The sequence below is a fragment of the Mesorhizobium sp. M7A.F.Ca.US.010.02.1.1 genome, from assembly GCF_004023085.1.
In the GTDB taxonomy this organism is placed as follows: Bacteria; Pseudomonadota; Alphaproteobacteria; order Rhizobiales; family Rhizobiaceae; genus Mesorhizobium.
The window spans coordinates 1-17,479 of record NZ_RZRV01000014.1 but is presented as its reverse complement, the minus strand read 5'-3'; the positions used below and the strand labels follow the sequence as shown (position 1 = coordinate 17,479).

At 62.8% G+C, this 17,479-nt stretch carries 19 protein-coding genes; 13 read left to right on the top strand and 6 right to left on the bottom strand.

What is annotated here, in order from left to right; genetic code table 11:
• Position 1: 1 nt before the first annotated feature.
• Together EOA19_RS16800 and EOA19_RS16795 are read left to right on the top strand one after the other, a co-directional pair.
• Positions 2-814 carry a nucleotidyltransferase domain-containing protein gene (locus EOA19_RS16800; RefSeq protein ID WP_245472976.1) on the top strand — a complete coding sequence of 271 codons (813 nt, stop codon included), beginning with the start codon at positions 2-4 and terminating at the stop codon, positions 812-814.
• On the top strand, positions 811-1,440 hold the full coding sequence (locus EOA19_RS16795) for a DUF480 domain-containing protein (RefSeq protein ID WP_128304245.1): 630 nt from the start codon (positions 811-813) through the stop codon (positions 1,438-1,440). The genes EOA19_RS16800 and EOA19_RS16795 overlap by 4 nt, the downstream gene beginning before the upstream one ends.
• Positions 1,441-1,495: 55 nt before the next feature.
• Here the strand turns inward: EOA19_RS16795 and EOA19_RS16790 are convergent, their stop codons facing one another.
• Positions 1,496-1,921: an OsmC family protein gene (locus tag EOA19_RS16790; RefSeq protein WP_128304244.1), complete on the bottom strand. Its 426-nt coding sequence runs from the start codon at positions 1,919-1,921 to the stop codon at positions 1,496-1,498.
• Between EOA19_RS16790 and EOA19_RS35890 the strand changes: the two genes are divergently transcribed.
• The 3 genes from EOA19_RS35890 to EOA19_RS16775 all read left to right on the top strand — a co-directional run bounded on the left by EOA19_RS35890 (position 1,920) and on the right by EOA19_RS16775 (position 3,384).
• Positions 1,920-2,363, top strand: a complete 444-nt coding sequence (locus EOA19_RS35890) for a hypothetical protein (protein ID WP_245486194.1) — start codon at positions 1,920-1,922, stop codon at positions 2,361-2,363. The two genes, EOA19_RS16790 and EOA19_RS35890, sit on opposite strands and share 2 nt — an antisense overlap.
• Entirely contained in the window at positions 2,360-2,716 is a 357-nt protein-coding gene (locus EOA19_RS16780) for a YciI family protein (RefSeq protein WP_023811249.1), read from the top strand. The genes EOA19_RS35890 and EOA19_RS16780 overlap by 4 nt, the downstream gene beginning before the upstream one ends.
• Before the next feature lie 140 nt (positions 2,717-2,856).
• Complete coding sequence (locus tag EOA19_RS16775; protein WP_023811248.1) at positions 2,857-3,384, top strand: hypothetical protein; 528 nt, start codon at positions 2,857-2,859, stop codon at positions 3,382-3,384.
• 241 nt (positions 3,385-3,625) lie between these two features.
• Here EOA19_RS16775 and EOA19_RS16770 read toward each other — a convergent pair whose 3' ends face one another.
• Positions 3,626-4,903, bottom strand: coding sequence for a ubiquinone biosynthesis hydroxylase (locus EOA19_RS16770; protein ID WP_164892950.1), 1,278 nt, complete (start codon positions 4,901-4,903; stop codon positions 3,626-3,628).
• A gap of 97 nt (positions 4,904-5,000) precedes the next feature.
• Here EOA19_RS16770 and tesB point away from each other — a divergent pair, with 97 nt between their 5' ends.
• From tesB to EOA19_RS16735, 7 genes are all read left to right on the top strand, one after another.
• Positions 5,001-5,876, top strand: a complete 876-nt coding sequence (gene tesB, locus EOA19_RS16765; RefSeq protein WP_013528888.1) for an acyl-CoA thioesterase II — start codon at positions 5,001-5,003, stop codon at positions 5,874-5,876.
• Between the two features lie 217 nt (positions 5,877-6,093).
• Entirely contained in the window at positions 6,094-6,432 is a 339-nt protein-coding gene (locus EOA19_RS16760; RefSeq protein WP_013892292.1) for a P-II family nitrogen regulator, read from the top strand.
• A gap of 31 nt (positions 6,433-6,463) precedes the next feature.
• Positions 6,464-7,885 carry an ammonium transporter gene (locus tag EOA19_RS16755; RefSeq protein WP_023811246.1) on the top strand — a complete coding sequence of 474 codons (1,422 nt, stop codon included), beginning with the start codon at positions 6,464-6,466 and terminating at the stop codon, positions 7,883-7,885.
• Between the two features lie 255 nt (positions 7,886-8,140).
• Positions 8,141-8,416: a hypothetical protein gene (locus tag EOA19_RS16750; RefSeq protein ID WP_013528891.1), complete on the top strand. Its 276-nt coding sequence runs from the start codon at positions 8,141-8,143 to the stop codon at positions 8,414-8,416.
• A 261-nt stretch (positions 8,417-8,677) separates the two neighbouring features.
• Positions 8,678-11,347 carry a DNA translocase FtsK gene (locus tag EOA19_RS16745; protein ID WP_128304242.1) on the top strand — a complete coding sequence of 890 codons (2,670 nt, stop codon included), beginning with the start codon at positions 8,678-8,680 and terminating at the stop codon, positions 11,345-11,347.
• A gap of 151 nt (positions 11,348-11,498) precedes the next feature.
• A complete protein-coding gene (locus tag EOA19_RS16740; RefSeq protein WP_128304317.1) occupies positions 11,499-12,182 on the top strand; it encodes an outer membrane lipoprotein carrier protein LolA in 684 nt (227 codons plus the stop codon).
• Between the two features lie 234 nt (positions 12,183-12,416).
• Positions 12,417-13,223, top strand: coding sequence for an exodeoxyribonuclease III (locus EOA19_RS16735; protein WP_128304241.1), 807 nt, complete (start codon positions 12,417-12,419; stop codon positions 13,221-13,223).
• A gap of 29 nt (positions 13,224-13,252) precedes the next feature.
• Here EOA19_RS16735 and EOA19_RS16730 read toward each other — a convergent pair whose 3' ends face one another.
• The 4 genes from EOA19_RS16730 to EOA19_RS16715 form a co-directional block, all read right to left on the bottom strand.
• A complete protein-coding gene (locus EOA19_RS16730; RefSeq protein WP_164892947.1) occupies positions 13,253-14,032 on the bottom strand; it encodes a hypothetical protein in 780 nt (259 codons plus the stop codon).
• Positions 14,033-14,154: 122 nt separating this feature from the next.
• A complete protein-coding gene (locus EOA19_RS16725; RefSeq protein ID WP_128304240.1) occupies positions 14,155-15,237 on the bottom strand; it encodes a glycosyltransferase family 9 protein in 1,083 nt (360 codons plus the stop codon).
• A gap of 254 nt (positions 15,238-15,491) precedes the next feature.
• Positions 15,492-15,947 (bottom strand): cyclic nucleotide-binding domain-containing protein, encoded by a 456-nt coding sequence (locus EOA19_RS16720; protein WP_023811239.1) that lies wholly within the window; start codon positions 15,945-15,947, stop codon positions 15,492-15,494.
• Positions 15,948-16,067: 120 nt separating this feature from the next.
• Positions 16,068-16,751, bottom strand: a complete 684-nt coding sequence (locus EOA19_RS16715; protein ID WP_013528898.1) for a response regulator transcription factor — start codon at positions 16,749-16,751, stop codon at positions 16,068-16,070.
• A gap of 144 nt (positions 16,752-16,895) precedes the next feature.
• Here EOA19_RS16715 and EOA19_RS16710 point away from each other — a divergent pair, with 144 nt between their 5' ends.
• Positions 16,896-17,432 carry a L,D-transpeptidase gene (locus tag EOA19_RS16710; RefSeq protein WP_206638052.1) on the top strand — a complete coding sequence of 179 codons (537 nt, stop codon included), beginning with the start codon at positions 16,896-16,898 and terminating at the stop codon, positions 17,430-17,432.
• The last annotated feature ends 47 nt before the right edge of the window (positions 17,433-17,479 follow it).

The window sequence follows — 17,479 nt, the reverse complement described above, 5'->3', positions numbered from 1 at the left end:
AATGAAGCGGCTACCTGCTGATTTTTCGCCGGACGCCGTTGCGGCAGTCCGGGCGCGACTCGACCTGGTGCGAACCCAAGGTGTGACGATCCTGTTCGCCATCGAAAGCGGCAGTCGCGCCTGGGGTTTCCCGTCTCCCGACAGCGACTATGATTGCCGCTTCGTCTATGTCAGGCCGGTGCCCGATCACCTCGTGCTGGAACAAGCACGCGACGTGATTGAATTTCCTATCGAAGGCGAGATCGATGCCGGCGGCTGGGATCTGCGCAAGGCCTTGCTGCTGGCGCTCGGCGGCAATGCGGTCATCGTCGAATGGGCAAAGTCACCGATCGTCTATGAGGAAGTCGCGGGATTTCGCCGGCGCCTTCTCGACCTGTTGGCTGAGATCGTCGATCCGGCAAAGGTTTCGCATCACTATCTCGGACTTGCACGGTCGCATGTCGCCAAGATCGGCAGTTTCTCTGGCGAGGTGAAGCTGAAGAAGCTGTTTTATCTCATTCGGCCGCTGGTAGCGCTGGACTGGATGGAGCAGCACGGCTTTGCCAGCCTGCCTCCGATGAATCTTGGCGAGTGCCTCGACCAGACCGAGATACCCGCACGGGCATGCGACGAAATCCGCAGCCTGATCGAGCGGAAAAGCCAGACGCGGGAGATGGGGTCCGGTCTCACCCCGACGGCAATCGCGCGCTACCTTGAGGCCCGTTATGGACACTATGAAATGAATCTTGCTGGCACGGTCAGGGATGAGGGCCGCCAAGCGCACAATCGAGCCCTTGCAACCGATTTTTACCGCCGGGAGGCTGAACTTCAATGAGCGATGACCTTCCCATCCTTTCCCCCATCGAAGCCCGCATTCTCGGCTGCCTGATCGAGAAGAAGGAGCTGACGCCGGATGTCTATCCGCTGACGCTCAACGCGGCACTGGCCGCCGCCAACCAGAAGACGGCGCGCGAGCCGGTGATGGCGCTGGAGCAGACCGAGGTGCACCGGGGGCTGAAGCTGCTCGAACAAAAGGGACTGGTGCGGCAGATGTTCGGCTCGCGTGTCGAGCGCTACGAGCACCAGATGGCGCAGCGCTTCTCGCTGACCACGCCGCAGACCGCTTTGATCGCCCTGCTGTTGCTGCGCGGGCCGCAGACGGTCCATGAATTGTCGGCGCGCACCGAGCGCATGGCGCGGTTTTCGTCGATCGAAGATCTGCGCGCCGAGCTCGACATGCTGATCGGCCGTCGGCCGTCACTCATCCAGGAAATCCCGCGCGGACCGGGCCAGCGCGAGGACCGCTACGTACATCTGCTGAGCGGCCCGGTAGACGTTACCGTCCTTTCGGCGCAGCGAAGTGCATCGGTCCTGCCCGCTTCCGACCTGGAGGCGCGGTTGGAGGCGTTGGAGCAGGAAGTCGCCGCATTGCGTGCCCGGCTGGACGCGCTGGGAGCATAGGTCCCCGCGCGCGCCTGAGCGTTCGCGCCGGGTCTTCACACCGGATGCAGCGTTCTCAGCCGAGCTTGGCGTCGAGCGACACGTTTATGGCGCCGAGCGCCTTCGAGACCGGGCAGCCGGCCTTGGCCTTCTCGGCCAGCTCCGTGAATTTCGCCGCATCGATGCCCGGGACCTTGCCGACCACGGTGAGGGCGCTGCCGGTGATCCCCGTGCCGGGAACCAGCGTCACCACGGCCTTGGCGTCGAGTTCGGTGGCAGGCGTGCCGTTCTCGGCCAGGAAATGCGAGAACTGCATGGCAAAGCAGCCCGCATGCGCCGCCGCGATCAGCTCTTCAGGGTTGGTGCCGGATTTGCCGCTCTCGTCCTCGAAGCGCGCCTTGAACGAATAGGGCGTGCCCTTCAGGGTCCCGCTCTGGGTGTCGAGCGTGCCCGTGCCCTCTTTCAGATTGCCTTTCCAGACGGCGTTTGCGGTGCGGTCCATGAATTCCTCCTTGTTACAGCGGTGGCGCCGGCCAGGCGGCGTTCCTCCCAACTATAGCGCGGGCGCGCGGGAAGACCACCGCGCTGTTTTGCGCGCGCATGCGGCGACGGCGGGTCTCATCGAATCTTTTTTGAAAAATGTGCGTGCAAAAATGTCGACTTGCACCGGCCCCGACCGTCCTGCGGGCGACCACGGATTCTCGTGGCGGATGGAGGTTCGGATGAACAATCTGTTTTCTGCCCATTGGACAAGCACCGGCCGAAGGGCTGATCTAGGGGAACGCGACCCGCTGCATGTGCCGCCCTCCGGCTTCGGCCGGCTGATTGCGGCAATTGCCATTATCGGCATTGCGGTCAGCCTTCTCGACCATGTTGCTGCCGGCAAGGACTCAACCGATACCGTGATCGCCTATGGTTCGTCACAGCAAGGGAGCTGGAAATGAAATATGTCTGTCTGGTCTATGGCGAGGAAAACGACCTCCATGCCATGACGCCGGAGCGTCTGGCCAAGCTCGATGCCGATTCGATGGCTCATGACCGCTCATTGGATCAGCGTGGGATGCTGATCGTCGCACAGGCGCTCCAATCGGTGAAGACGTCGAAGACGCTGCGGCGACGCCAGGGCAAGCGGCTGATCACCGACGGCCCGTTCGCCGAAACCAAGGAGCAGTTGCTCGGCTTCGTCATGATCGAGGCGGACAATCTCGACCAGGCGCTGGAGATCGCTGGCGAGATCCCGCTGGCCGAAATAGGCACTATCGAGGTGCGGGCGATCTACGATGTGCCGGGGTCATAGCCCCCGCCATGTGCTACAGCCACGCGGAAACCAAGACATTCGACTGAACGATCGTCCTGGTTCATTTCGTGCGCAACTTTTGCGTGTTGAAGCAAGGAGAGAGTTCTCCTATCGTCGCCGGGGTTCTTGGGGATTTCGACATGCCTTTCCTGATTGCTATCCTTGGCGTGATGGGCGCGGCAGCGTTCTGGTGGTACCGGATGAAGGCGATGAACGACGCGGCTCGTGAGGTTGCGGACGTTGTCGGGCGCGTACAGGGCAACATCCGCCGCAAGAAGCTGCGCAAGCAGGCGGCGCTGTCGCCGCTGACGGCGATCGATGATCCGGTCGTAGCGGCAGCTACGCTGATCACATCGATCGTCTCCGAGGATGGGCCCATACTGCCGCAGCGCGAGGCCGTCATCCGCGCCGTGATTTCCGAGATCGCCGACAAGAAGAAAACGGACGAAGCGGTGGTCTACGCCAAATGGGCGGCGTCACAGATCGACGACACCACAATCGTCATCGACAAGCTGGCGCCGTTCCTGCGCGAGCGTCTGGATGTCGCCGAGCGAAACGATCTGCTGCAGATGGTCAACCGCGCCGCCCAGGGCGGCGAGAAACGCCTCGAAATATCCGACCAGAGGATATTGCGGCTGCGGCAAAAGCTGGGTTTTGAGGTCAATTGATCGCATACCTTGGCGATTGGCGGAAACGCCCATCGCTTTCGTCATCCTGGGGCGGAGCAAGGAGCGAAGCGACGCGGCGCAGACCCCGGGATCCATGCCGCGACTCAAACGCGTCACCACGGTGCAGAATTCTGCTCCGCTGCATTCTTCAGCCAAGGTCGCGGCATGGATCCTTGGGTCTTCGCTCCGCTTCGCGTCGCTACGCCCAAGGAATGACGACGTTGGGGATGCTGGCCGCGGGTCAAATCGCCTCGCCCTTCAACAGTCTTGGCGTGCCGGCGGACAGTCCCGACGCCTGGCGGATGAAGAATTCCTTCAGGCGCGGCATGCGTTCGACGAGGCCGAGGCCGATGTCGCGGACGGTGCGCAGCGGGCCGATATCGTTGGAAAACAGCCGGTTCAGCGCGTCGGTGGTGACACCCATCTGCACCGTGTCGAAGCGGCGCCACTGCTGGTAGCGCTCGAGCACGTCGAGCGCTCCGATATCCTGGCCGAGCCGGTCGGCCTCGACGATCACCTCGGCAAGGGCTGCGACATCCTTGAAGCCGAGATTGAGGCCTTGGCCGGCGATCGGGTGGATGCCGTGGGCGGCATCGCCGGCGAGCGCGATGCGGGGTGCGACGAAGGCACGCGCAATGGTCAAGCCGAGCGGCCAGGCGCGCGGCTTGTCGGCGACGCGGATTTCGCCAAGCTTCAGGCCAAAGCGCTGTTCGAGTTCGTGTTCGAAGAGGAGATCGTCACCGGCCACCAGCTTCTCGGCGTCGGGCGTACGTTCGACCCAGACGATCGACGAGCGGTTGGTGCCGTCCTCGCCGGGCTTGAGCGGCAATGTGGCGAAGGGGCCAGCCGGCAGGAAATGCTCTTCGGCGCGACCATTGTGCGGGCGTTCATGCGCCACCGTGCAGACGATGCCGGACTGGCCATATTCCCACTTCACCGTCTTGATGCCGGCCATGTCGCGCAGCTTCGAGTTGACGCCGTCGGCGGCGACCAGCAGCCGGGCCTTCAGCGTCGCGCCGTCGGCGAGATGCACGGTGATGCCGGCGCCGTTGGTCTCGAACCCCTGCACGGCGACGCCTTCGATGATGTCGATGCCGAGTTTTTCGGCACTGGCCCGCAAGGCGCCGTTCAGCACCCTGTTGGCGACCATATGCGCAAAAGGCTCGCCCGGCGCCACTTCGCCGTCGAAGGTCAGGAAGACCGGACGCACCGGATCGGCAGTGCGCGAATCGGTGATGATCATCTCGGTGATCGCCTGCGCCTGGGGCACGATCTCGGCCCACACGCCGAGCTGGTCGAGCATGCGGCAGGCGGCGGCGGCAATGGCCGAGGCGCGGCCATCCCTTTGCCAGGCGCCAGCAGGTGCGGCATCGACGAGAGCGATGGCGAGATCCGGTCGCGCCTGCTTCAGCGATACGGCGGCGGCCAGGCCGACATAGCCGGCGCCGGCGACCAGGACATCGAGCCCAGATCTTGTTTTCGCGTTTGCCCCGGTTTTCGTGTCCGCCTTGCGTTCCATCATCTTCGCTCCTGCGCGCCGCCGGGTCCTGCACCCTTGACTGCCTGTTCGTCCTGTCGGAAACCGCCATAACACTTCTGCGGTGAGGGCGCGAAATATGACGGCAGCCATGGACGAGCTTCTCGGCATTCTCGACCTCGAGAAGCTGGAACACAATCTGTATCGTGGTCGCAGCCCCTTGCTCGACTGGCAGCGCGTGTTCGGCGGCCAGACCATCGCCCAGGCGCTGGTGGCGGCGCAGCGGACAGTGGATCCCGATCGGTACGTGCATTCGCTGCACGGCTATTTCATGCGGCCCGGCGACACCAAGGTGCCGATCGTCTACGAGGTCGACCGTATTCGCGACGGCGGCTCCTTCACCACGCGGCGCGTGGTGGCGGTCCAGCACGGCCAGGCGATCTTTTCGCTCGAAGCCTCGTTCCAGCAGGACGAGGTCGGTCTCGAGCACCAGGTGCCGATGCCGCAGGACGTTCCGGGGCCGGACACATTGCTGTCGCAACGCGAATTGCTGGGCAAATTCGGCGAGGCGGTGCCCGATGGCATCAAACGCTACTGGGAGCGCGACCGGCCGATCGAGATGAAGCCGGTGATGCTGAAGCATTACACCAGCCGCGAAAAGCTGGAGCCGAAGCAGAATATCTGGATCCGCACCACCGGTCCGGTGCCGGCGGACCGCGCCATCCAGGCGGCGGTGCTCGCCTATCTTTCCGACATGACGCTGCTCGACACATCGACCTTCGCGCATGGCCGCGCCATTTTCGATCGCGATATCCAGGCGGCGAGCCTCGACCACGCCATGTGGTTCCATCGCAGCCATGCGCTCGACGACTGGATGCTCTATACGCAGGACAGCCCGTCGACACAGGGGTCCCGCGGCTTTACACGCGGGTCGCTGTTTGCCCGCGACGGCACGCTGATCGCCTCGGTTGCGCAGGAAGGGCTGATCCGGCTCAAGCGATCGCCTGCAGAGTAGGCATTTTTCAAAAATTGCCTAAGTTTTAGGCAGATGCACCGCTGCAGCTGTGGGCAGGTTGCGTCGGTGTGCTCCCTAATCTCTTTGTTTACAATGGGTTAGCATCCTGCTTCGGCACTTGGCACGGAGCTTGAATCCTCGTGGGCACTCTCCGGCTTTTTGGGATCGGTGAAGGTGTGCAAACGCGGGGGACCGCAACAGCGAAGGGTGAAACCTTATGAAAATTGTGATGGCAATCATCAAGCCGTTCAAGCTCGACGAGGTACGCGAAGCGCTTACCGCCGTCGGCATCCAGGGCCTGACCGTCACCGAAGTCAAAGGCTACGGGCGTCAGAAAGGGCATACGGAAATCTATCGCGGGGCGGAATACGCGGTCAGCTTCCTGCCGAAGATCAAGATCGAAGTCGCCGTCAGTTCCGACATGGTGGACAAGGCTGTCGAAGCCATCACCGCCGCCGCCAAGACCGGCCAGATCGGCGACGGCAAGATCTTCGTTTTCGGCATCGATCAGGCGGTGCGCATCCGCACCGGCGAAACAGACACCGACGCGCTCTGAGCGGCGATCACGTATTCCAATGGAGAGTTCAATGAATATTCCTTCCACCTTGAAGTCAGCGGCGCGCTCCGCGCTGCTCGGCTCGTTCGCGCTCGGAGCATTGGGCACGGTCGCCGCATTCGCGCAGGAAGCGGCTCCCGCCGCGGCTGCGGCAGCGCCAGCTTTCACCGTCGACAAGGGCGACACCACGTGGATGATGGTTTCCACCGTTCTGGTGCTGTTGATGACGGTTCCCGGTCTTGCGCTTTTCTACGGCGGCCTGGTTCGCAGCAAGAACATGCTGTCGGTGCTGATGCAGGTCTTCACCATCACCAGCGTGGTCATGATCATCTGGGTTTTCTACGGCTACAGCCTCGCCTTCACCCCGGGCAACGCCTTCGTCGGCGGCCTTTCCAAGATGTTTCTCTCCGGCGTCGATGTGACGACCCTGTCGGAAACCTTTACCAAGGGTGTCGCCATTCCTGAACTGGTGTTCGTCGTCTTCCAGATGACCTTCGCCTGCATCACGCCGGCCCTGATCGTCGGCGCCTTCGCCGAACGCGTCAAATTCTCCGCTTTGATCCTTTTCGTGATCCTGTGGGTCACTTTCATCTACTTCCCGATCGCTCATATGGTCTGGTTCTGGGGCGGCCCGAGCGCTTATAGCGATCCGACCGGCCTCATCTTCAGCTTCGGCGCCATCGACTTCGCCGGCGGCACGGTCGTTCACATCAATGCGGGCATCGCCGGCCTCGTCGGCGCGCTCATGATCGGCAAGCGCAGCGGCTACAAGAAGGATCTCATGGCGCCGCACTCGATGACGCTGACCATGGTCGGTGCTTCGCTGCTGTGGGTCGGCTGGTTTGGCTTCAACGCCGGTTCGAACCTTGAAGCGAACGCCTATGCGGTGCTGGCCATGATCAATACCTTCGTCGCCACGGCGGCGGCGGCGGTGACCTGGATCGTGCTTGAATCGCTGCTGCGCGGCAAAGCCTCCATGCTTGGTGCTGTTTCGGGTGCGGTGACCGGCCTCGTCGCCGTCACGCCCGCTGCCGGCTTTGCCGGCCCGATGGGCGCCATCGTGCTCGGCATCGTCGCCACCTTCGTCTGCTACTTCTTCGTCTCGGTGGTGAAGAACGCGTTCGACTACGACGACAGCCTTGATGTCTTCGGCGTCCACTGCATCGGCGGCATCATCGGCGCGCTCGGCACAGGCATCCTGGTCAATCCTGCCCTCGGTGGCGCCGGCATTGTCGACTATTCGACGGCCGACTTTGCTGCCGGCTATGCCGGCACGGCCACCCAGCTCCTGGCGCAGGCCAAGGGTGTCCTGGTGACCCTGCTGTGGTCGGGTATCGGCAGCGCCATCCTCTACAAGATCGTCGACCTGATCATCGGCCTGCGTCCGACAGCCGACGCAGAGCGCGAAGGCCTCGACCTCACCTCGCATGGCGAAGCGGCCTATCACTCGTAAGCCCTGTGCGAGGCGGCCTCGGCCGCCTCGTATTCTCCCATCCCGTCGTGACGCTCCCGAAAGGAGTTCACGCATTGAGGCCCGGATCACCTCCGGGCCTCTTTTTTTGGCAAGCCATTCCGGCAATGGGCGGCTTCACGCAATCACGTTCGGGTGATCAGGTTTTTTGAGGAAACAACGACCGCTCTGGTTCCGAACAGTGGAGGCGATCGTCGTTCTGACGCTCGTGCCAACAACAGGGAAGGAAACCATCTCATGAACCTCAAGAACATCTGCCTCGGAGCGCTTGCTCTTTCCATGATAGGCGGCGTGGCTTTTGCCGGTGCTCTGGATGAGCCCGACAACATGGCGCCGTTCTTCACGGACTCCGGCATGAAAACCATGAAGCCGATGGCGGATTTCAAGACAGCCTTCATGGCCATGCCGATGGAAAAGCAGGAAGCGATGAAGAAGGAATGCCAGGATGCGGCGATGAGCAAGCCGCATGCGGAATTCTGCGCCAATGTGCAGGCGCTCGGCGGCGCCAACTGATTTGCCGCGATCGGGCCGAGACCCGATCTTTGTTCCAGACGACCAATGGCGGGCTGCCAGCCCGCCATTGTGTCGTTCGATGGAAGCTCCATCGGCCCGTCGTCCATCATTGCCTCGAGCGGCTCAACCGGCGGTAACGAGGTTTGATCATCTCAACCTCTTATAGTTAATGCGCCCTTAACCTTCCCACCGATAGTCTGAGACCCGAATCTGCCGGAATGCGCCACGCACCCGGCGAGTCCACGACAGACGGGGAAGAGCATGCGTTCAGGGGCTTCAGCACCGCTCGCGCTGGCCGATACGGGGCACGGCATCCAGGCGTTCGCACGGCGTCAGGTCGGGCGGCTGGTCGGCGTCGGCCTGTTCGCGCTGGCCGCCTTTGGCGTTGCCAGCCTTGCCACCTGGAATGTCGCCGATCCGAGTTTTTCCCACGCGACGAACAACACCGTCACCAATGCCATGGGCTATGCGGGTGCCGTGTTCTCCGACCTGGCCATGCAGTTCTTCGGCCTCGCCGCCGTCGCCGCCTTGGTTCCGACGGTCATCTGGGGATTCCTGCTGTTTTCCGCACGCGGCGTCGACAGGCTGCCCAAGCGCGGGTTGTCCTGGTTCGGCTTCGCGCTGCTGGCCGCTGCGATGGTCGGCTGCGTCGTGCCGCCCAAGACCTGGCCGCTGCCCACCGGCCTCGGCGGCGTGTTCGGCGACATGGTGCTGAAGATCCCCGGCGTCGTCATCGGCGGCTATCCGACCGGGCTGATCGCCAGCATCATCGCCATCCTGCTGTCGGCGCCCGCACTGTGGCTCTTCGCCCATGGCTCGGCGCTGATCGGACGCAAGAACGGCTTCGCCGTGATGGAGGACGAGCCCGCCGTTGATCCGCGCGAGGACGACCTTCTGTTCGACAATGACGAGGACGAGGGCGACGAGGGCATCCTGGCACTCGGGGCAATTACTCATTGGTGGCTCTCGCTCCGCGCGTGGATGCACCGCCGCGCCTTGCGCCGCTGGCAGGAGCGGGACGAGTACGAGCCGGAGATGGAGCAGCGCTCCACCGCTTGGCGGCGCGCCGCAGAACGGGTCGAATCGGCCGAGTTTGCCGAGCAGCGGATGAGCCAGGATGGCCGCGCCCGCGTCGAGCCCGAATTCTTCGCCGCCATGGTCAATGACCGCAGCGTCTCGCTCGATCCCGACGATGCCGATATCTTCGAGGACCGCTTCGACAATGCGGGCGAGGATGCCGATTTCGACGATGAGCCTGTCGTGCAACGCCGCGGCGCGTCGACCGCCAAGGTGCAGCCGTTCCGCTCCGACGCAGCCACCCGCGTCGAGGCGCCGGCGGCGCGCCCCGTGCCCGGCGCCCGCGTGCAGCGCGAGGCGCAGACCTCGCTGATCGGCTCGGAAAAGTTCGAAATGCCGTCGCTGCACTTCCTCTCCGAACCGAAGAACGTGGTGCGCGACGCCAGCCTGTCCAAGGACGCGTTGGAGCAGAACGCCCGCTTGCTCGAAGGCGTGCTGGAGGATTTCGGCGTCAAGGGCGAGATCATCGCCGTGCGTCCGGGTCCGGTGGTCACGCTCTATGAGCTCGAACCGGCGCCCGGCATCAAATCGTCGCGGGTCATCGGCCTGTCCGACGACATCGCCCGCTCGATGAGCGCCATCGCCTGCCGCGTCGCGGTGGTGCCAGGCCGCAACGCCATCGGCATCGAACTGCCGAACGCCAAGCGCGAAACCGTCTATCTCAGAGAGATCCTGGCCAGCCGCGATTTCGAGACGACGAAGGCCAAGCTGGCGCTGGCGCTGGGCAAGACCATCAATGGCGAGGCGGTCATCGTCGACATCGCCAAGATGCCGCACGTGCTTGTCGCCGGCACCACCGGCTCGGGCAAGTCGGTCGCCATCAACACCATGATCCTGTCGCTGCTCTACCGGCTGACGCCGCAGGACTGCCGGCTGATCATGATCGATCCGAAAATGCTGGAACTCTCGGTCTATGACGGCATCCCGCATCTGCTGACGCCCGTCGTCACCGATCCGAAGAAGGCGGTGGTGGCGCTGAAATGGACCGTGCGCGAGATGGAGGACCGCTACCGCAAGATGTCCAAGGTCGGCGTGCGCAACATCGACGGCTTCAACGCCCGCGTCAGCCAGGCGGACAAGAAGGGCGAGAAGATCTCACGCACCGTGCAGACCGGCTTCGACCGCCAGACCGGCGAGGCGATCTACGAGACCGAGAACCTCGATCTCGAGCCGATGCCCTATATCGTCGTCATCATCGACGAGATGGCCGACCTGATGATGGTCGCCGGCAAGGACATCGAAGGTGCCGTGCAGCGCCTGGCGCAGATGGCGCGCGCCGCCGGCATCCATGTCATCATGGCTACGCAGCGGCCGTCGGTCGACGTCATCACCGGCACCATCAAGGCCAATTTCCCGACCCGCATCTCCTTCCAGGTGACGTCCAAGATCGACAGCCGCACCATTCTGGGCGAGCAGGGCGCCGAGCAGCTGCTCGGCATGGGCGACATGCTCTACATGGCCGGCGGCGGTCGTATCCAGCGCGTGCACGGCCCGTTCGTCGCCGATGAAGAGGTCGAGAAGATCGTCGCGCACCTGAAGCTGCAGGGCGTGCCGGAATACCTCGACGCCATCACCGAGGATGACGGCGAGGACGACGACGAGCCGTCGGGCAAGGGTGGGTCCGGTGGCGGCAACAGCAATTTCGAGGATTCCGACGATCCCTACGATCAGGCGGTCTCCGTGGTGCTGCGCGATGGCAAGGCCTCGACCAGCTATATCCAGCGCCGGCTGGGCATCGGCTACAACCGCGCCGCCTCGATCATCGAGAAGATGGAGAAGGAAGGTATCGTCGGCCCGGCCAACCATGCCGGCAAGCGCGAGATCCTGGTGCCGACCGAAGAGGACAAGTTCTGACTGGAAAGCCTGACCCTTGTGACATCCCGGTCCGGCAACCTTGAACCTTTCAAGGCGTTGAAGCGACCAAGGGACGCCTGACCCGCCAAATTTCAGCCTAACTGGGGGTCCAAGCACAGAACAACTCAGGAATCAGATGAGAGTGACCGACATGAAAAACGATCTTTCAGCGCTCAGCACATTTGCTCCCTCCCGGCGTCAGTTGCTGGGCCTCGGCCTGGCGTTTGCGGGGGCGGCAGCCTTCAACGCGGTACCCGGCTTCCAGGTGCTGGCCTCGGCGCAGGCGGCCGTGCCGGCCGCGGCACAGAAGATCGCCGACCACTTTTCCTCGGTCAAATCGATGAGCGGCGAATTCGTGCAGTTCGGCCCCAAGGGCGAGCAGACCGGCGGCAAGTTCTTCCTTGAACGGCCGGGCAAGATCCGCTTCAACTATGACGGCTCTTCGAATTTCCGGGTGATTTCAGACGGCAAATCGGTGGTCATCCTGAACAAGAGGCTCAACACGTCCGATCTCTATCCGCTGTCGAAGACGCCCCTGAAGCTGCTGCTCGACACCAGGATCGACCTCTCCGGCGATCGCGTCAAAAGCGTCAAGCAGGAGGATGACCTCACCACCATCCAGCTCGCCGACAAATCGGTGTTCGGCAATTCGAGGATCACCATGATGTTCGATCCGAAAACCTTCGATTTGCGGCAGTGGACGATCACCGACGCGCAGGGCAAGGATACGACGGTGATGATCTTCAACACCAAGGAAGGTGTCAGCTTCGCGCCGGATACTTTCGCCATCGACTACACGGCGAACCGCGAGCTCAACACCAACAAGGCGCGCTAGAGCAGTTCACCGTTTCACGGGAACGACGACCCGCTCCAACTCCTTGTTCCTGGAATTGCTCTGGCTTCAAACGCTCAATAGCTGTGGAAAGCACCGGGCCGCGCCTCGTCGGGCGTGGCCCGGCTTGTCTTTGCGGCCCGCGGCTGGCAATTTCCCGGGCTGACTCCGTCAAAAGGCGTCTTCCCCGCCGGGACCCATCGGTTCTGGCCGGCTGCACGCTGTCCTGGATTGCCAATGCCCTTCTCCATCGCCACCTGGAACATCAACTCCGTTCGCCTGCGCATGCCGATCGTCGAGCGCCTGCTCGTCGAGCATGCGCCCGACGTGCTGTGCCTGCAGGAAACCAAGGTTCCCGACGAACTGTTTCCCGAAAAGGCTTTCCGCAAGCTCGGCTACGAGCACATCGCCTTCCATGGCCAGAAGGGCTACCACGGCGTCGCGACGGTGGCGCGGCGGCCGATCGAGGTGGTCGAAAAGCGACGCTTTTGCGAAATCGAGGACAGCCGGCACCTCTCGGTCACGGTGCGGGCCGGCGGCAAGGCGATCCTGCTCCACAATTTCTACGTTCCGGCGGGCGGCGACGAACCGGATCCCGTCATCAACAGGAAGTTCAAGCACAAGCTCGACTTCGTTGCCGAGATGAATGCCATCCGGGCAGAACATGACGAGGTGTCCGGCTCGGTGCTGGTCGGCGACCTCAACATCGCCCCGCTCGAGCATGACGTCTGGTCGCACAAGCAATTGCTCAACGTGGTCAGCCACACGCCGGTCGAGACAGAAAATTTCGAGGCGATGCGGCGCGCCGGCGACTGGGTCGACCTGATGCGGCTCAACGTGCCGCATGAGCAGAAGCTCTACACCTGGTGGAGCTATCGCGCGCAGGATTGGGAGCTGTCCAACCGCGGCCGCCGTCTCGACCACGTCTGGTCGTCGCCGAACCTGGTGCCCAGCTTTTCCGGCTACGAAATCCTGCGTCCGGCGCGCGGCTGGGAGCGCCCGTCGGACCATGTGCCTGTGATCGCGCGGTTCGATCTGGACTAGCCTGCTTGAAGATGCGGGGCCTGCGGCAGTCAGTCGGTAGAGGTGGAGTCGGCTGGATCCACCCACGGACGGCCCAATCGTGTCACCATCGCCGCGTACCCAACGGCACCTGCCGCCCAAAGGAAGATGCCAAGCTCTTTGACGACGTCTTCGGCGATGGCGGCCGCAGAACCAGGGGTAGGAAACAGCTCTCCGAGCTGGTCAATCGATGCTGACATCGCGAGCAGGAAGCCTGCGGCCACAAAGACGATCGTGCCGTCGAATGTCTTTCGTCGCAGCCGAAAGAACCAGAACAACCCGGCGGCGGCGTAGACAATCATCGGAACGATCTCCGGTATCCCTACAATGGGCAGCACGTCCTCATGGATCAACAACAGGTCATCGAGGCCCAAGAACAGGGTAAGACCGCCGAGAAACGTGCAATCCCATCGATGCGTGAGCAGGCCAGCAAACAGGGTGGCAGCGCCGGTGCCGATCCATAGCGAAGCACCCAGGGACGAAATCCACCCCGTATAGAAGCCGACTTCGGCGGCTGCAGATGGATCTCGATAAAAGATCCAAGCGTCCAGGCCACGAATTTGCGCGATGAACAGCGCGGCTAAGAGCATCGCAACATTAATCGCCGTCGCCGCCAGTACGACCAAGCGCCAGGCTATTATCCATTCGCCGCCATGCTTTGTGTTCAGCGCGTTGTTCTCTGGCATTGCTATTCTCATTGAGGACTGAGAGGAACTCCACTGGAACCAAAGTACGACAGCCGCCAGATTTGCCGCCGAGAACTTCGCCTGCATTGTGCCGGTGGTCACCATGATTGCAGCGCTTCGCCCCACCGAACCCATTATACCATGGCGTCGATGTTCAGGTGAGGCTGGCCTGCAAATGGCCGACCTGAATCTCAACGCGCTTCGAAGCGCGCCAAATGAATTCAAGTTCAAACCGCGTGCTTCAAGTCTTCATGCATGTCGTTATCGCGAAATTGCTGGACTGACAGGCCTGCGAGATCCGGCAGATGGGGATGGTCGCGGCGGCGCGTCGCCAGCATCCGTTGCGCCGCTTCGACGATTGTCGACGCAGGCACATCGGCGACCAGGCCGGTCGGGCTTGCAAGACGGGATTCGATCACGTCCACGCAGTTCGAAAGCGGCCTCCAACGGGCCATGTTGGCGCCGCCACTGAGGATAACCATCGGCGTCATCACGGTTGCCATGAGATGTGCGGTACCGCCTTCGGCGCCGATGTAAAGATCGGCAAACTCGCCGAGCGCCAGCAAGATGTCACCGATATCGACACCCTCGATCGCGGCGGAATCGACAAGCCGCAGCTTCGGTACGCGCTGAGCCAGTTCAGCCATATCGGGACCATCGCCGGGAGTTTTCACATAGAGAAGGTCCGCCCCGTCGGCGATCAGGCTGTCGGCGATCGCGGCAACCTGATCCGCCGACATGCGCTTGCTGGCGCTGCCGTGCGCCGCGATAATGATCAACGGAGCATGCTTGCCGTCCGCAAGGCCCCTGGCCGCCGCTCGCGCGGCCGGGCCAGGCTCCAGCCGATGATCGAAAGGCAGCCGCTTGCCGGCAAGGCGTTCGATGAGGCGGTGGTAGCGCCAGGCATTGTGCCCGGGTCGTGCTTCAGGCCTTTGGCCCAGGCGCCAGGAAAGGGCGAAAGCCGGAAAGTTTGCCTCATAGGCGATGCCGCGGCCGAGCAGTGATGCCGAGGCTTGAAGCAGCCAACGCGCCGAGATGCGGAAATCGACCACGGCCAATCGCCCCTTGCCGTTGCGGTGACCGGCGATCAGGCGCGCCAGGGGCGTCCGCACATTGATCGCATCGACCAAATGGCCGGCATGGCGATTGAGGCTATGTTCAAGGGACGACGACCGGGTGGTTCCGTAGACGATGAAACTATCGGGGAATGCCGTTCTGGCGGCGCGCAAAGCCGGAATCCGGATTAATCCGTCGCCGAACGCGTCATTGCGGGAATACAAGATAATCGTCTCGTACCGCCCTGATGGCATGGCTCGCTCCCCCCAGGAGCCTGGTGGTGATGGCGCCTGCTGTGCCGGCCGCCTTCGAGGTGCTTTAGGATTTCACCTCATGCCTGTCAACGGACCCTTGCCCCTGGATCCGGGCGTCCGGATGAACGAACCTTGGCGATTCCCGCTCCGGCCGCAGTGCGCCACGATCAGGTCATCGCGGCCAATGTCGTTGAAAAGCGCTGCCGCGCTTCCGCCTTGGGCCGCGACACAACAGCTTCGCAGGCGGGCAGCCTTCAGCCAGAGAAGCGCGGCGCCAGTTCCTCGATGCGGCGGATCATCGCCTGAAATTCCTCCGAGATGCGCTGGTGGAGCTTGACCGCGATCTCGGGATATTCCTCCAGGATGCGGCGGAACATCTTGCGGCTGAGCCGCATCACTTCGGAATCGATCTCGGCCGAGGCGCTGGTCAACCGGTTGGTGTCGGCGATCAACGCCAGTTCGCTCAGGATTGTGCCGGGGCCTGCCGTGCCAATTGGGATGCGTTCACCACCCTGCTCCCGGTAGAGCACGATGCGCCCACTGACGACGATATAGGCGGAATCGGCCTCATCGTCCTCGCGATAAAGCTTGTGGTTGGCAATCAGCCTGGTGTTCTCGGCGCCAAAGGCGAGCAGGCGCAATTGTTCCTGCGTGAAGCCCTCGAAGAGCCTCACGGCGGACAGGACGCGGATGTCGTCATCCAGCGCCATCTAGCTATGTCCCCGAACCGACAGTCCGACTCCTCCTCTGCGAGTTCGATCCAAACCACCCTCCAACTGGATCGTACCCGAAAGCGGCCCCGCCCGACCGCTCATTGGATAATGAAATGTTTAAGGAACCAGCTTGTAGCCGCCGCTTTCTGTCACAAGAATTTCCGCATTGGAAGGATCGCGCTCGATCTTCTGGCGCAGCCGGTAGACATGGGTTTCCAGCGTGTGCGTGGTGACACCGGAATTGTAGCCCCACACCTCCTCGAGCAGCACGTCGCGCGTCACCACCTTCTGGTCGGCGCGATAAAGATATTTGATGATCGAGGCTTCCTTCTCCGTCAGCCGCACCTTGCCGCCGCGCGGGTCAAGCAGCAGTTTCTGGCTGGGCTTGAAAGTATAGGGCCCGACCGAGAAGGTGGCGTCCTCGCTCTGCTCATGCTGGCGCAGCTGCGCCCGAATGCGCGCCAGCAGCACGGCAAAGCGGAACGGCTTCGTCACATAGTCGTTGGCGCCGGCCTCGAGACCAAGAATCGTATCCGAATCGGTGTCGTGACCGGTCAGCATGATGATGGGCGCCTTGTAACCGCCCTTGCGCAGGATCTTCACCGCTTCGCGGCCATCCATGTCGGGCAGCCCGACGTCCATGATGAGCAGATCAATGAGGCCGCCGCGCGCTGCGGCGACACCTTTTGCCGCAGTCGATTCCTGCAGCACGTCGAATTCCTCATAAAGGGATAATTGCTCGACCAGTGTGCCGCGCAGGTCATCATCATCGTCGACGATCAGTATGGTGCGTGAAGTCATGGATCAATCCGTTGTTTTGAAAAGAAAATTCAGTTGACCGCTGCCTGTTTATGCGGAAGCTGACCGGCGCAACAGCCGTTCACAGTGATTTGTTCCGTGGCACGATCATACAAGAAAAAACACGATCGCAATGCAGCCGGCGCAATTTTGCGAAAAGGGCTGCGTGTGCTGACCGTGCGGGCCAGGCCTGGGCATTCAAGCCAGGGCCTGCTGCAGGCCGGGAAAACGGTGTTTGCCTGTGCGTTGGGGCGCGGTGGCATCTCGGCCGGCAAGCGCGAAGGCGATGGCGCCACGCCGCTGGCCGCGATGCGGATACTGTCGGGGTATTTCCGGGGAGATCAGTTCTCCAGCGGCCGCAGGACCCGTCTGGCGATGACGCCGATCGGGCCCGATCTGGGCTGGTGCGAAGTGCCTGACGACCGCAACTACAACAGGCCCGTCAAGATACCCTATGGCGCCAGCCACGAACGCATGCGGCGCGACGACCGGCTCTACGACGCCTGTCTTGTGCTCGACTGGAACCTGTCGCCGCGCCGGCGCGGGCGCGGCAGCGCCATCTTCTTCCATCTGGCGCGCCCCGGCTTCACGCCGACGCAAGGCTGTGTGGCTGTCACGGCTCGTACGATGGCGCGACTGCTGCCACTGCTGTCGGATCGGACGGTGGTGAGGGTGGTAAGATAGTAGGGGAGTAGGGGAGGAGGGGAGTAGGGGAGTAGGGGAGTAGGGAC